Consider the following 12,049-nt stretch of genomic DNA (forward strand, 5'->3'; position numbering starts at 1 on the left):
GACCGGGGGGCTGCAACAGCGCTCCGGTCTCAAGTTTCCCGGCATGAGCCTGTCCCCTGAACTTTTGCTGCACGGGTATTCCATCGGTATTTTTCCGATGGCGGAACACCGGGATGACCCAGAGTTGTTCTGGGTCGACCCCAAGTTTCGTGGGGTGTTTCCGCTGGATGGGTTTCACATCTCGCGCAGCCTTGGCCGCCGAATCCGAAGTTGCGGGTATTCCATCACCATCAACCAGACCTTCGACAAAGTGGTGGATGGCTGTGCCGACCGGTCCGACACCTGGATCAATGCCAAACTGCGGGATCTATACCAAGTATTGAACGTTTCCGGCCACGCCCACTCGGTAGAGGTGTGGGACGGGGACGAATTGGTCGGCGGGGTCTATGGCGTGACTTTGGGGGCTGCTTTCTTTGGTGAAAGCATGTTTTCCCGCCGCACGGACACGTCAAAGATCGCATTGGCCTATCTTGTGGATCGCCTGCGTCAGACCGGGTTCCGACTGTTTGATACGCAATTCCTGACGCCCCATCTTGCCTCGCTTGGCGCGATAGAAATTCCACGTGGGCAGTATCGGCAGGCGCTGGCAGAAGCGATCAACGCAAGTGCGGATTTCACCGCACCAATTTCTCAATCACCGGAAGGTGTAATACAGCGGATCACCCAGACGTCATAACGCGCATGATCCAGCGCATTCAAGGCCGGAGATGTGGCAATCATCCAGCCATCAAACAGTTGATCCTGCTTGCCTTTTTCCCAAATCGTCAAATAGGCAAACGCATCCCCTGTCGGGTTGTCTGCCGGATAGCGGCAATCCCCCAATGCAACGTCCAGCCCAAAGATCGCCGTTGTCTGACCGTTTTGCAATTCGACATCAACGGCCTGACCGCTAACCTTGTCCAATCCACGCAGCATCGCGCCCGGGCCTGACTGTACCTTTTGCTGCGCCACGGCACCCGTGGCAGTCAGCAACACCGCCAAAAGGGCAAGATACTTCATTCGCCACCGTCCCCGGCCACGAATTTGACCAGCAGAGAGATCAGGCTGACCGCGCCCTGTGTGTCTTCGACCTGATCGCCCGCTTCAAAGTAAAATGGCGACCCGCCCGGCATCACTTCGACAAAATTTCCACCCAGCAATCCCTCGGAGGAAATCACAATCGCGCTGTCGTCGGGTACCAAAATGCCATCTACGATCGTAAACGTGGTGTCCGCACGATAGGTATCAGAGTTGAGCGTAACCCCGGTGACCGTGCCGATCTTGACCCCGGCCAGACGCACATCTGTGCCCACACCCACTCCTTCAAGCGAGCGGAACGACGCCCCCAGCTCATACCCTGTGCCACTTTGCGACAGGCCGGTGGATTGGCTGGCGTAAACACCAAAAGCCACGGCGCAGGCTAGAACAGCACCGCCGACAAGGACTTCGGTTACGTTATAGGTCGACATCTCTCGCCTCGTTTATTCCGGGCTCCAGGCCTCGTAATCCGTGCGCTCAACCGGATCGGGGCGGCGCAAGGATCCCGCGGGTGTATAGGCCAAAGCCGTCCCCGTAAGGTTTTCCTGGTGCGGTTTTTCCCAGGATTTATGCGGCAATGGCTTATCTGTCGGCGGCTCGTCCCAGGTGCGGTGCAGCCAACCGTGCCAGTCAGGATCAATCCGGCTGGCTTCAGCCTCACCATTGAACATCACCCAGCGCTTGCTATCGTCGGCCGTGCGGTAGAACACGTTACCTTCGTTGTCTTCACCGACCTTGACGCCCTTGCGTGCAGTGAAAATCTGCGTGTTCAGGGTGCCCCCGTTCCACCAGGTTACCGCCCGCAAAAGAGTATTCAGGATTCCCATCGGCTGCCTCCGGTATTTCTGTTCCCGCAGATATGGACCAAAGGCAGGCCGAGGTCCAGTGTTACAAGGGCCGCACCCACTATTCCGGCAAAACTGCGGTGACTTCGATTTCAATGCGATCTTCGGGCGTGATCAGGTTGCATTCGATCACGGTTGCTGCGGGTGGATTGGCGCCGAAAGCTTCTGCCAACAAGGGCCAACAAAGTTCGAATTCCGACATGTCCGGCAGGTAGTAATTCACACGCACCACATCTGCGAAGCTCGCCCCAGCCTCAGCCAACGCTTTCCCGATTGCTTCCAAAGACGATTTGCACTGACCAACAATGTCTTCGGGAATGTCATCACCCTGAGCGCAGGTTCCAGCGACAAAGACGAATCCGTTTGCCACGACGGCGCGGCAATATCCGACCTTCTTTTCATACTCTCCGCCCGAGTGAATGCGTCTGATCATTTGAACCCTCCGGATAAAAAAAGGCGCGGTTTTTACCGCGCCGTTCTTTTAGTCAATTTCCTGCGATCTAACCCGCCGAGGCCGATTCCGGTTCAGCATCCGCATAGATGATAAGCGGCTGCGCGTCCGATACGACCGCCTCTTCGTTCACCACAACCTCGGTCACGTTTTTCAGACCCGGCAGCTCGAACATCGTATCCAGCAGGATATCTTCGAGGATTGATCGCAATCCACGCGCCCCGGTCTTGCGTTCGATGGCTTTCTTCGAGATTGCATTCAGCGCATCGTCGGTAAAGGCCAGTTCGGCATCTTCCAGCTCGAACAGACGCTGGTATTGCTTGACCAGAGCGTTCTTGGGCTTGGTCAGGATGGTCACCAGCGCGTCTTCGTCCAGATCTTCAAGCGTTGCCAGAACCGGCAGGCGTCCAACGAATTCCGGGATCAGACCGAATTTCAGCAGGTCTTCAGGCTCCAGGTCTTTGAAAATCTCACCCACGCCGCGTTCATCATTGTCGCGGACATCCGCGCCAAAGCCCATGGCCGAGCCCTTGCCGCGCTGTGCGATGATCCGATCCAGACCGGCAAATGCCCCACCACAGATGAACAGGATGTTCGTGGTGTCCACCTGCAGGAATTCCTGCTGGGGATGCTTGCGCCCGCCCTGTGGCGGCACACTGGCGACGGTGCCTTCCATCAGTTTCAGCAGGGCCTGCTGCACACCCTCACCCGAGACGTCGCGGGTGATCGAGGGGTTTTCCGATTTCCGCGTGATCTTGTCGACCTCGTCGATATAAACGATGCCGCGCTGCGCGCGCTCAACATTGTATTCGCTGGCCTGCAGCAGTTTGAGAATGATGTTCTCAACATCCTCGCCCACATAACCGGCCTCGGTCAGCGTGGTCGCATCGGCCATGGTGAACGGCACATCCAGAATCCGCGCCAGCGTCTGCGCCAGCAAAGTCTTGCCGCAGCCCGTGGGGCCGATCAGCAGGATGTTGGATTTGGCCAGCTCAATATCGCTGCCTGCTTTTTGCGCATGGTTCAGGCGTTTGTAGTGGTTGTGCACAGCCACGGACAAAACCCGTTTGGCCGTTGCCTGACCGATCACATAATCGTCCAGAACCTCGCAGATGTCTTTCGGCGTCGGCACCCCATCGCTGGACTTCAGCCCGCTGGCTTTGGTTTCCTCGCGGATGATGTCCATACACAGTTCGACGCACTCATCACAGATAAACACGGTCGGGCCGGCAATCAGCTTGCGCACCTCATGCTGGCTCTTGCCGCAGAAGCTACAGTAGAGCGTGTTCTTGCCGTCACCGCCTGAATTCGTCGCCATGTTCTACCTTTCGGGCTTCGTCCCTGCGGCCCGCCTCGGACCGCGCTTGCCGCATGTTGGTGCAGCTTAGGCCAGCACCGGAGCGGCTACAATCTCAAAATGTGCCCCGCGCCACCGGCGCGGGGGCTTAATCTCAGGCCTCTTCGCCGTCCATTTTGGCGCGATTTTCGACGATCTCGTCGATATGGCCCCAGTCTTTTGCTTCTTCCGGGCTCATGAAATTGTCACGATCCAACGCTTTTTCAACCGCCTTTTTGGTCTGGCCGGTATGACGCACGTAGATGTCATACAGTCGATCCTTCAATTTCTGCGTTTCTGCCGCATGAATCATGATGTCGCTGGCCTGACCCTGATAGCCGCCGCTGGGCTGATGGACCATGATCCGGCTGTTGGGCAGCGAGAAACGCATCCCCTTCTCGCCACCCGCCAGCAGAACCGACCCCATCGAGGCCGCCTGACCGATCACCAATGTTGAACATTTCGGCTTAATATACTGCATTGTGTCGTAAATCGACAGCCCGCTTGTCACCACACCACCCGGTGAATTGATGTACATCGAGATTTCTTTGCTTGGGTTTTCCGCCTCAAGATGCAGCAGCTGAGCCACGATCAGATGGCTCATACCGTCGTGGATTGGGCCGTTGATAAAGATGATCCGTTCCTTCAGCAGGCGCGAGAAAATATCGTAGGCCCGCTCGCCGCGGCTGGTCTGCTCGACGACCATGGGGACGAGGGTATTCATGTATGTGTCAACGGGATCGAACATTGGAAACCTGCCTGCTTTGCTATGGATCGGGACACTACCCGAAAAAACGTTACCCGAGTCTTAGTATCGCCATCGGGGGGCTGCAAGGGGTGCCTCATACTTCGCGGTGCGCATGGGCGAATTCAAGTTGGCCCGGATATCGGAAGCCCGACAAAAGAATACTTCTTTTCGCGATCCGCCTCTCCCATCACGGCATTTTGATTCATGCATATGGAAATAATTGCTCAATGTATGTACTTAATCAGCTCGCATCTGCGGACCCAAAACACCGACACTTTCGCCCGAACTCGGGCCAATAAGGAAAACGACGATGGCCCTTCCCCAGCTTTCGCAAGATATGTCACCCGAGCATTTTGACAGAATGCTCAGCAACGCCACGCGTGCGTCGAACTTCCTCAAGGCCATCAGCCACGAAGGTCGGCTGATGATCCTGTGCCACCTGGTTTCAGGTGAGAAATCCGTAACCGAGCTTGAAGAGCTGCTGTCCGCGCGCCAGGCTGCTGTGTCACAGCAATTGTCCCGTTTACGCCTAGAGGGGCTGGTAACGCCCCGCCGGGAAGGCAAGGCGATCTATTATCGTCTGGCGGATGACCGCCCGCGTCGTATGCTCGAAGTGGTCTACGAGCTGTTCTGCAACGACGACAAAGGCTGAATTCACAGCCTTTGAGCGCCCATTACGATCCGCTTGAACAACGTTGGTAGCTGCCCGCCAGAGCGCGCAGCATGTCGGAATACTGTGTCACGCCCGGGTCAAAGGCGACACCCATAGGGTCAATCTCATAGATCGTTGCGCCCGATCCTTCGATCGCAGTTTCGACAAGTCGCGTATCGTATTGCGGTTCAGCGAACGCGCAGGTGATTTCATCTTCAATCACCTTATCCCGCAAAGCGGCCAATCGGGCCGGACCCGGGGATGAAGCATCGCCCAGGCTGACCGATCCGGATGTTTCCAGCCCAAAGCGTTTCTCAAAATACTGATAGGCGTCGTGGAACGTGATGAACCGGTCCGTGTGCTTATCCGCCAGATCGGCGGCGATCTGTTCCTGCAATTCGGTCAACTCTGCATTCGCTGCCTGCGCATTGTCACGATAGGTCTGTGCATTTTCCGGATCTGCGGCGGCCAGGGTTTCCGCGATCTCGTTGACCCAAACACGCGCGTTTTCCGGGTCGAGCCAGGCATGGGGATCAACCCCGTCATGATCATGCGCATGGCCGTCATGATCGTCCGCATGGTCGTCATGGCCATCGGCATGATCATCGTGATCATCACCGTGGTCGTCATGATCGTCAGCGTGATCATCGTGGTCGTCATGATCGTCAGCGTGATCATCGTGGTCATCGTGGTCCGCGTGATCTTCATGGTCTTCGTGATGCGCGTCTTCCGCGACATCTCTGAACTCGTAAAGCACAGTGCCATCCACATCCAGCAAGACCACACTCCGGGCATTCTCGGACAATGCGCCAAGTGGCTTGGTCATCCACGGCGTCAGTTCTTCACCAACCCAGAACACCACATCTGCGGACTGCAACGCACGGGCTTCGGATGGCCGCATTGCATGGTTATGTGGCGACGCACCCGGCGGAATGATCAACGAGGGCTCACCCACCCCATCCATGACGCGCGCGACCAGAGAATGAACCGGCGCGATATCAGTCGCGACGTTTGGTGTTTCCGCAAAAGCTTGGCTGGCCAGACCGGCACACAGTATACACAACGCAGTTCGCGACATGATCTCTCCTAAATGATATGTTATTACATATTTCAACCGCTTGATATGCCTCACGTTATAACATATCAAGGCAAAAATTTTCGGAGCCCTACATGAGCACAGTCGGATTCAGGCAACACGATCATACCCACTGCGTTCATACCGCCATGGCCCTGGCCGAAGCCAAATGCAAAGCACAACGCCTGCAATTCACGCCCGTCCGGCGGCGCGTTCTTGAGATTCTGTTGGAAAAACACCGGGCAATGGGCGCCTATGATATCCTGAGCGTATTGTCGGCCGAAGGTATGGGCTCGCAACCCCCTGTGGTTTATCGCGCGCTGGACTTTCTGGTACAGAACGGTTTTGTGCATCGAATCGAACAATTGAACGCCTATGCCGCCTGCGCCCACCCAACGCACGACCACGTACCCGCCTTTCTGATTTGCCGGTCCTGCAAAGCCGTGGCAGAAACCGAAACAGAATTGACACAGGGCCGCCTGGGCGCTGCAGCGGATACATCGGGGTTTCAAATCGAACGGATCGTTGTCGAGGCCGAAGGTCTGTGCCCAGAATGCGCCGAGCTATGAACAGCCCCCTGATTTCATTGGACAACATATCTATCCGCGTGGATGGCAGAACGATCCTGAAAAACGTGAACGCCTCTGTCTCGGAAAATGAGATTGTCACGATTGTCGGACCCAACGGATCGGGCAAGTCGACCCTTTTGCGGGCGATGATCGGTGCGGTTTCCCCTGCCGAGGGAACAGTACACCGCGCGCCGGGCCTGCGGATTGGCTATGTACCGCAAAAGCTGGCTTTGGACGCGGCGCTTCCGCTGACGGTGCAACGGTTTCTGGGGTTGCCGAAACGCATCCCGGCCCGCGATGCGATCAACGCCCTTGATCTGGCCGGTGTACCGGACCTGCGAAACCGGCAGATGACCAAATTGTCTGGGGGGCAATTTCAACGCGTCCTGCTGGCCCGCGCCTTGCTTGAAAAGCCTCAGATATTGCTTCTGGACGAAGCAACGCAGGGCTTGGATCAACCTGGGGCTGCCGCATTTTACCAGCGAATCGAACAGGTTCGCCACGACATGGGGTGTGCGGTCGTCATGGTCAGCCACGACCTGCATGTGGTCATGGCAGCCTCGGACCGGGTGCTGTGCCTGAACGGGCATATCTGCTGCGAGGGTTCACCCCGTACGGTGGCGGATGCCCCCGAATACCGCGCCCTGTTTGGCAGCGGAACCAAGGGAACCATGGCCCTGTATCAGCACCAGCACAGCCATTCCCACGATCACGATCACCATCACGCACAGGACAAAACCCACTGATGTTGGATGATTTTATGGTTCGCGCGGCACTTGCCGGTATTGGCGTCGCAATTGCGGCCGCGCCATTGGGGTGCTTTGTGGTCTGGCGGCGCATGGCGTACCTGGGGGAGGCGACCGCGCATGCGTCGGTCCTGGGTGTTGCGCTGGCACTGGCCTTTTCGCTTCCGCTTTTGCCTGCAATCATCGCGTCAGCGCTGGCCATGGGTGTTGCCGTGACCCTGCTGCGCGGCAACGGGTTCGCCATGGATACGCTGCTGGGTGTCATCGCCCATACGGCATTGGCAGCGGGGTTGGTCACAGTCGCCCTGCTGGGCGATGTCCGGCTGGACCTGAACGCCTTTCTGTTCGGCGACATTCTGGCGGTTACCAAATCCGATCTTGCAACGATTTGGGTTGGCGGCGCATTTATTCTTGCGGTGATGATCTGGCGGTGGTCCGCCCTGTTGGTGGCGACCCTGAACCCGGATCTGGCTTACGCCTCGGGCATAGACCCAAAGCGCGAAGAAATGTGGCTGACGCTGGCCATGGCGCTGGCCGTTGCCGTTGCGATCAAGGTCGTAGGGGTCTTGCTGATCGCCGCATTGCTGGTGATCCCGGCCGCCGGGGCGCGCTCTTTGGTCAAAACACCGGAAAGCATGGCGTTTTTTGCAGCCGCCATCGGCTCTTTGGCGGCGTTGGGGGGATTGGGCGGGGCCTACCTTGCAGACACCCCTGCCGGGCCAAGCATCGTTTGCGCAGCGGCGTTGATCTTTGTCGTAACCGCCCTTTTGGCCCCACTTGTGCGCCGCGATTGACGTATCTGAAAATTCTGGCTCATATTGGGGATAACTGCTAAGCATCACTAAACTAACACTTATGGAGAATCCGATGATCCGCGTAATTCTGATTGGGCTGGCCATGTTTACCCTTGCTGCCTGCGAAACCACCAAAGGTGCCGGCAAAGACATTGAAAAGGCCGGTGACGCAATTCAGGGTGCGGCCACGGATGTGCAGCAAAGTTTCTGAACCACGTAAAAAGATAGAAAACCTAAGGCATCCTCTCTTTGGATCGCCGCTGATACCTTCGCCTGAAGTACAGGTTTTCTGAACGCGGCATTGTTTTTCTGATAGGCTTCCGGGGCTCTTGTGCAAACACAAGAGCCCCGTTCCCTTTTCAGCGAGGGGTAGTGTGGTAGCCTGTATGAACCCGGGGTCCGGCCAAAAGAATAAGGCGCCAGGTGCGCAGACGTTGTCTTTGCACATGCCCTTACGGACAGTCCTGACGCCTTGTCGGTTCGACACGCCCGAGGCGCGCACCAAACCAGTTCCCTTGGCCTTTCAATGACCAAAGCTGCCGCTTGGTACCCGCAAGCACCTTACAGCACACGCCGACCTTCAGAGGGTGGACCGCCTGCTACGGACAAGATGCCCGACACAGTCAATCACCCACCGGTAAGTCATTGCAGTTAAGGGTAAATCCGAAAACTCACCGTCACCGCCCTGACGTCCCCGGCCTTGGCGCTCCACTCAGGTTCCTGAGAACCCTTGTGGTGAACAGACTGTTACATTCAGATCTTTTTCCGACAAGAAAATAGCACTGCAGCATGAAAATTTGACGGGGATAAGATGTTGATATCTGACTGGAGAATGATGTGGACAACTCTAGAATGCGCGACATTGGGCTGGGTTGGTGCCGGAAAACTTGCTCAGCTACGCGGCAATCGAGTTTTCGCCATTTCTGCAGACGCAAAGGTCTGAATATGATCTTTTGAGTTAGTTTTGCAGGGGTTTCGCCGCGTTGGCCGCCTCAATCCTTCGAATCGTACACCCGAGGTCCTGAAGGGGCAGTTAAACAGCCGCCTGGCAAGAGGCGTGAAAAACTCCTGAAATGGAACCGGGACCGGACGGCACCTTTGTCACCGCGCGCGAGATCGCGCTGAAGGTTCGCGAGATCCAGATGACCCGCGCCGAGGAACGCCGCATTCCGGCGCAGGGCGGTCTGAACCTTGTCGCGAGCGATGAACTGGCCGCCCGGCCCGCCTCCTCCCTGTGGAGACGCTGGTTCCAATTTTGAGAAGCGCTCCGACCCGACCGGGATTACCTACTACGCGCTGTGAAAATCCACAGCCAGTACCCCCTACAGACCGATCGGGCCGAAGACGCTTCAGTTCACCTGACGTTCCAGAACGGTACTGTAGGTCGTTCCGCTACGCAGGCTACGGAAATCCGCATAGATCTTGCCGTCTTGATATCGGGCATCAATCAACGCATTTGCGCCAATCACAAGCGGCGAGGTTTCGATAATCCCGATGGCGCCCGAACCATCCAGGCTGATGGTTCCAGTGGCCTCATTCTCATTCCAGCCGGTATCGCCTTCGCGCCGCCATTTGCTGGGCCCCCAAAAGACGTTGCCCTCCTGGATCTGAACATCCAGCATCCATTCGGCCTGATTGAATCGCGGCTCATCACCCCGGTAGAAATGACTGGGCTGAACGGTCGTATACGTCCCCAGCCAAATCCCACGCAGATCGGGCGTGGTATCAGCCGAAACAGCGGCTCCAAGGGTGAGGCTCGTGGCCAGAGCGGCTGCTCCGACAGTCTTATATCTGGTCATGGGCTCTCTCCTTCTCATACGACCGTTGCTGGCCTGCTGAACAGATTGGGAGAGCTTTGCGACCTTACAAGTTACCTGAGGGAAAGTTCATAAAGGGTTTAGGTGAGCGTTAGATGCGGTTTGCGCTCAGGCCCAGGCCATCGCGGTTCCAAGGATGACCAGAGCGATGCCAAACGCCTCACGATATGGGAAGTTTTCGCCGAGCAGAAAGAACGAGGCGATGGCGATCAGAACGACCTCAGCCCCAAGAATGCCGGTATAGATGATGCCCAGCCGTTCCTCGCGCAGCGCGGCGAGTTCGAGCGTCGCCCCGGCCAGCAGGGTCGCGACGATCAGCAGGCCGAGACCCACACCGGGGATTTTCCACCAGAACTTCATCGCGATCATGGCCACGGAATAGAGACCCGCCGACCCGAGGGCGATAAGAGGGATCATGGATGTGGACATAGGGGCCTCCTGCAGAGGGTTCCGTGAGGTCAAGTGTAACAGGAGGGAGCGGTTGGGGCTGTGAGGTGGGTCACAGTTAGATGGTTGATGGTAAAAGTCTGTCCGTCAAGCGCTTGCACTTGCCGTTTGACCTCCATAACTCTTGCGGCGGAAATTTAACTCAGTCCTCAATAAAATGAGAGAAAAAACAAGAAATGAGTAAGACAGACAACCTGCCTCGCGTAAGGATCAAAAAAAAGAAGGGGCACTACCATTCTTTTTCCCTAAATTTTGGAAAATCTTATTCTACAGTGCAAAACGAGGAGCTGGAAAACTTATTGAAACTCTGTGACGATTGGACTGCATTTGCGATTTCGTTCTTAGACTTTATTCCATTGCTAACCGCAGTTGGTTATTTTCAGGTAGATCAGAATCTAGATAGTGAAGTTGTAGATTACCTGCGTTCAGTGGCAATTTCGCATGAAGAAAACCTAGGGGAAGCCGATGACGAATCGGAATTAAGCTTCATCATCCATGAAGACAGCTTAGAGTTTGTAACATCTAGATTGAAAACCACCCGGCATATGCTTCGTGCAGCGAAGACTTTGAGGAAATCAGTTCTCGGATCACTGATTTCTGAATTCGACTTCTTGTTGCTTCGTTTTCTTGAAATATGTGCGGTTTCTCATCCGGAAAAGTTTGTGGATTTCGGCGAACAGGTGACCTTGGGTGAAATCAAAGATTACCAAACAATCCAAGAACTAGTCGAAGAAAGAGCGCGCAAAAAGATTTCAATGAAACTTCGTGAGAGCCACACCGACGTAATTGATTGGGTGATGCGCACATTCTCAATAACATCAGACTTGACGGGGCATAAATCCGATCAGATATTCAGGGATTTTATTGAAGTATGTCAACGTCGCCATCTTATTGCCCACAACGGCGGAATAGTAAATGAGCTGTATTTGAACAATTGCCAACGCGCCGGCCTTAAAAGTGACGCGCTTCCCAACATTGGCGAAGAGGTTAAACTTGACGGATCTTATTTAAGAAAATCAGCCACAAGAGTTTACCTTACAGGATACTATATTCTGCAAATGTATATGCAAAAATATTTTAGGAATGATTTTGATGAAATTAGCGGCAATATGCTGGGTACATCCCACGATTTTCTGGTAAACGGTTACACGAAAATTTGTCAGCGGATATGCGAGTTCGCCGAGAAATCAAGCAAGAAGTTGGACAACGAAACAAAGCTGTCGATAGCAGTCAATAGAGCACTTTGCGAATTGCACGATCCCAAGAAAAACAGCGACGAACAACTGGCTGCAGCGAATGGCGTACTCAAAGACTATGATTGGTCCGTAACTACACCCGTTTTCGACCTCGCATTGGCATGCGTCCGCCGAGACTTCTCCAGAATCCTAGAGTTGGCGGTTTTGGCGGAGAAAGCAGGAGTGAAGTACGATGAGGCTAGAACATGGGCGGTATTTAAAGAAGCGCGTGAAATAGATGGGTTCTTAGACTGTTTCCCGGCATCACCCTTACAAATTCCAAAACTCGAAGAGACTATTGATACGTAGAATGACGG

17 protein-coding genes are annotated in these 12,049 nt (G+C 55.4%); 8 read left to right on the forward strand and 9 right to left on the reverse strand.

Annotated elements, in window-relative coordinates; translation table 11 throughout:
• Positions 1–43 precede the first annotated feature (43 nt).
• The gene (gene aat / locus JT51_RS08070) at positions 44–676 is read left to right on the forward strand and encodes a leucyl/phenylalanyl-tRNA--protein transferase (protein WP_037310523.1); all 633 of its coding nucleotides are present in this window, start codon (positions 44–46) and stop codon (positions 674–676) included.
• Here aat and JT51_RS08075 read toward each other — a convergent pair.
• From JT51_RS08075 to JT51_RS08100, 6 genes are all read right to left on the reverse strand, one after another.
• Positions 631–999: a DUF2155 domain-containing protein gene (locus JT51_RS08075; protein WP_037310526.1), complete on the reverse strand. Its 369-nt coding sequence runs from the start codon at positions 997–999 to the stop codon at positions 631–633. The two genes, aat and JT51_RS08075, sit on opposite strands and share 46 nt — an antisense overlap.
• The gene (gene mlaD / locus JT51_RS08080) at positions 996–1,448 is read right to left on the reverse strand and encodes an outer membrane lipid asymmetry maintenance protein MlaD (protein ID WP_037310529.1); all 453 of its coding nucleotides are present in this window, start codon (positions 1,446–1,448) and stop codon (positions 996–998) included. Before mlaD ends, JT51_RS08075 begins: the two co-directional genes overlap by 4 nt.
• A gap of 12 nt (positions 1,449–1,460) precedes the next feature.
• On the reverse strand, positions 1,461–1,844 hold the full coding sequence (locus JT51_RS08085; RefSeq protein WP_037310532.1) for an NADH:ubiquinone oxidoreductase subunit NDUFA12: 384 nt from the start codon (positions 1,842–1,844) through the stop codon (positions 1,461–1,463).
• Positions 1,845–1,923: 79 nt separating this feature from the next.
• Positions 1,924–2,295 (reverse strand): RidA family protein, encoded by a 372-nt coding sequence (locus tag JT51_RS08090; RefSeq protein ID WP_037310534.1) that lies wholly within the window; start codon positions 2,293–2,295, stop codon positions 1,924–1,926.
• Between the two features lie 67 nt (positions 2,296–2,362).
• Positions 2,363–3,631, reverse strand: a complete 1,269-nt coding sequence (gene clpX, locus JT51_RS08095) for an ATP-dependent Clp protease ATP-binding subunit ClpX (RefSeq protein ID WP_037310536.1) — start codon at positions 3,629–3,631, stop codon at positions 2,363–2,365.
• A gap of 133 nt (positions 3,632–3,764) precedes the next feature.
• Positions 3,765–4,397: an ATP-dependent Clp protease proteolytic subunit gene (locus tag JT51_RS08100; protein ID WP_037310539.1), complete on the reverse strand. Its 633-nt coding sequence runs from the start codon at positions 4,395–4,397 to the stop codon at positions 3,765–3,767.
• Between the two features lie 310 nt (positions 4,398–4,707).
• Here JT51_RS08100 and JT51_RS08105 point away from each other — a divergent pair, with 310 nt between their 5' ends.
• Entirely contained in the window at positions 4,708–5,049 is a 342-nt protein-coding gene (locus JT51_RS08105; RefSeq protein WP_037310542.1) for an ArsR/SmtB family transcription factor, read from the forward strand.
• Positions 5,050–5,071: 22 nt separating this feature from the next.
• Here JT51_RS08105 and JT51_RS08110 read toward each other — a convergent pair whose 3' ends face one another.
• Positions 5,072–6,127 carry a zinc ABC transporter substrate-binding protein gene (locus JT51_RS08110; RefSeq protein WP_037310546.1) on the reverse strand — a complete coding sequence of 352 codons (1,056 nt, stop codon included), beginning with the start codon at positions 6,125–6,127 and terminating at the stop codon, positions 5,072–5,074.
• Positions 6,128–6,219: 92 nt separating this feature from the next.
• Between JT51_RS08110 and JT51_RS08115 the strand changes: the two genes are divergently transcribed.
• From JT51_RS08115 to JT51_RS08130, 5 genes are all read left to right on the forward strand, one after another.
• On the forward strand, positions 6,220–6,693 hold the full coding sequence (locus JT51_RS08115; protein ID WP_037310548.1) for a Fur family transcriptional regulator: 474 nt from the start codon (positions 6,220–6,222) through the stop codon (positions 6,691–6,693).
• Positions 6,690–7,439, forward strand: coding sequence for a metal ABC transporter ATP-binding protein (locus JT51_RS08120; protein WP_037310551.1), 750 nt, complete (start codon positions 6,690–6,692; stop codon positions 7,437–7,439). The genes JT51_RS08115 and JT51_RS08120 overlap by 4 nt, the downstream gene beginning before the upstream one ends.
• On the forward strand, positions 7,439–8,233 hold the full coding sequence (locus JT51_RS08125; protein WP_037310554.1) for an iron chelate uptake ABC transporter family permease subunit: 795 nt from the start codon (positions 7,439–7,441) through the stop codon (positions 8,231–8,233). The genes JT51_RS08120 and JT51_RS08125 overlap by 1 nt, the downstream gene beginning before the upstream one ends.
• Positions 8,234–8,306: 73 nt before the next feature.
• Positions 8,307–8,444 carry an entericidin A/B family lipoprotein gene (locus JT51_RS21470; RefSeq protein WP_081894658.1) on the forward strand — a complete coding sequence of 46 codons (138 nt, stop codon included), beginning with the start codon at positions 8,307–8,309 and terminating at the stop codon, positions 8,442–8,444.
• An 862-nt stretch (positions 8,445–9,306) separates the two neighbouring features.
• Complete coding sequence (locus JT51_RS08130; RefSeq protein ID WP_037310558.1) at positions 9,307–9,492, forward strand: hypothetical protein; 186 nt, start codon at positions 9,307–9,309, stop codon at positions 9,490–9,492.
• Positions 9,493–9,582: 90 nt separating this feature from the next.
• On the opposite strand, the gene JT51_RS08135 is transcribed toward JT51_RS08130, so the two are convergent.
• Both JT51_RS08135 and JT51_RS08140 read right to left on the reverse strand, forming a co-directional pair.
• Entirely contained in the window at positions 9,583–10,032 is a 450-nt protein-coding gene (locus JT51_RS08135) for a hypothetical protein (protein WP_037310561.1), read from the reverse strand.
• Positions 10,033–10,158: 126 nt separating this feature from the next.
• Complete coding sequence (locus JT51_RS08140) at positions 10,159–10,479, reverse strand: hypothetical protein (RefSeq protein ID WP_037310563.1); 321 nt, start codon at positions 10,477–10,479, stop codon at positions 10,159–10,161.
• Positions 10,480–10,673: 194 nt separating this feature from the next.
• On the opposite strand from JT51_RS08140, the gene JT51_RS08145 reads away from it, so the two are divergent.
• On the forward strand, positions 10,674–12,041 hold the full coding sequence (locus JT51_RS08145) for a hypothetical protein (protein WP_037310566.1): 1,368 nt from the start codon (positions 10,674–10,676) through the stop codon (positions 12,039–12,041).
• Positions 12,042–12,049 lie beyond the last annotated feature (8 nt).

This window comes from Ruegeria halocynthiae, from assembly GCF_000743705.1.
GTDB lineage: Bacteria > Pseudomonadota > Alphaproteobacteria > Rhodobacterales > Rhodobacteraceae > Ruegeria > Ruegeria halocynthiae_B.

What these genes read in the sequence shown, in the direction of transcription:
- aat (WP_037310523.1), top strand. Translation starts at nt 44, where the DNA reads ATGAGCCTGTCCCCTGAACTTTTGCTGCACGGGTATTCCATCGGTATT.
- JT51_RS08075 (WP_037310526.1), bottom strand. Translation starts at nt 999, where the DNA reads ATGAAGTATCTTGCCCTTTTGGCGGTGTTGCTGACTGCCACGGGTGCC.
- mlaD (WP_037310529.1), bottom strand. Translation starts at nt 1,448, where the DNA reads ATGTCGACCTATAACGTAACCGAAGTCCTTGTCGGCGGTGCTGTTCTA.
- JT51_RS08085 (WP_037310532.1), bottom strand. Translation starts at nt 1,844, where the DNA reads ATGGGAATCCTGAATACTCTTTTGCGGGCGGTAACCTGGTGGAACGGG.
- JT51_RS08090 (WP_037310534.1), bottom strand. Translation starts at nt 2,295, where the DNA reads ATGATCAGACGCATTCACTCGGGCGGAGAGTATGAAAAGAAGGTCGGA.
- clpX (WP_037310536.1), bottom strand. Translation starts at nt 3,631, where the DNA reads ATGGCGACGAATTCAGGCGGTGACGGCAAGAACACGCTCTACTGTAGC.
- JT51_RS08100 (WP_037310539.1), bottom strand. Translation starts at nt 4,397, where the DNA reads ATGTTCGATCCCGTTGACACATACATGAATACCCTCGTCCCCATGGTC.
- JT51_RS08105 (WP_037310542.1), top strand. Translation starts at nt 4,708, where the DNA reads ATGGCCCTTCCCCAGCTTTCGCAAGATATGTCACCCGAGCATTTTGAC.
- JT51_RS08110 (WP_037310546.1), bottom strand. Translation starts at nt 6,127, where the DNA reads ATGTCGCGAACTGCGTTGTGTATACTGTGTGCCGGTCTGGCCAGCCAA.
- JT51_RS08115 (WP_037310548.1), top strand. Translation starts at nt 6,220, where the DNA reads ATGAGCACAGTCGGATTCAGGCAACACGATCATACCCACTGCGTTCAT.
- JT51_RS08120 (WP_037310551.1), top strand. Translation starts at nt 6,690, where the DNA reads ATGAACAGCCCCCTGATTTCATTGGACAACATATCTATCCGCGTGGAT.
- JT51_RS08125 (WP_037310554.1), top strand. Translation starts at nt 7,439, where the DNA reads ATGTTGGATGATTTTATGGTTCGCGCGGCACTTGCCGGTATTGGCGTC.
- JT51_RS21470 (WP_081894658.1), top strand. Translation starts at nt 8,307, where the DNA reads ATGATCCGCGTAATTCTGATTGGGCTGGCCATGTTTACCCTTGCTGCC.
- JT51_RS08130 (WP_037310558.1), top strand. Translation starts at nt 9,307, where the DNA reads ATGGAACCGGGACCGGACGGCACCTTTGTCACCGCGCGCGAGATCGCG.
- JT51_RS08135 (WP_037310561.1), bottom strand. Translation starts at nt 10,032, where the DNA reads ATGACCAGATATAAGACTGTCGGAGCAGCCGCTCTGGCCACGAGCCTC.
- JT51_RS08140 (WP_037310563.1), bottom strand. Translation starts at nt 10,479, where the DNA reads ATGTCCACATCCATGATCCCTCTTATCGCCCTCGGGTCGGCGGGTCTC.
- JT51_RS08145 (WP_037310566.1), top strand. Translation starts at nt 10,674, where the DNA reads ATGAGTAAGACAGACAACCTGCCTCGCGTAAGGATCAAAAAAAAGAAG.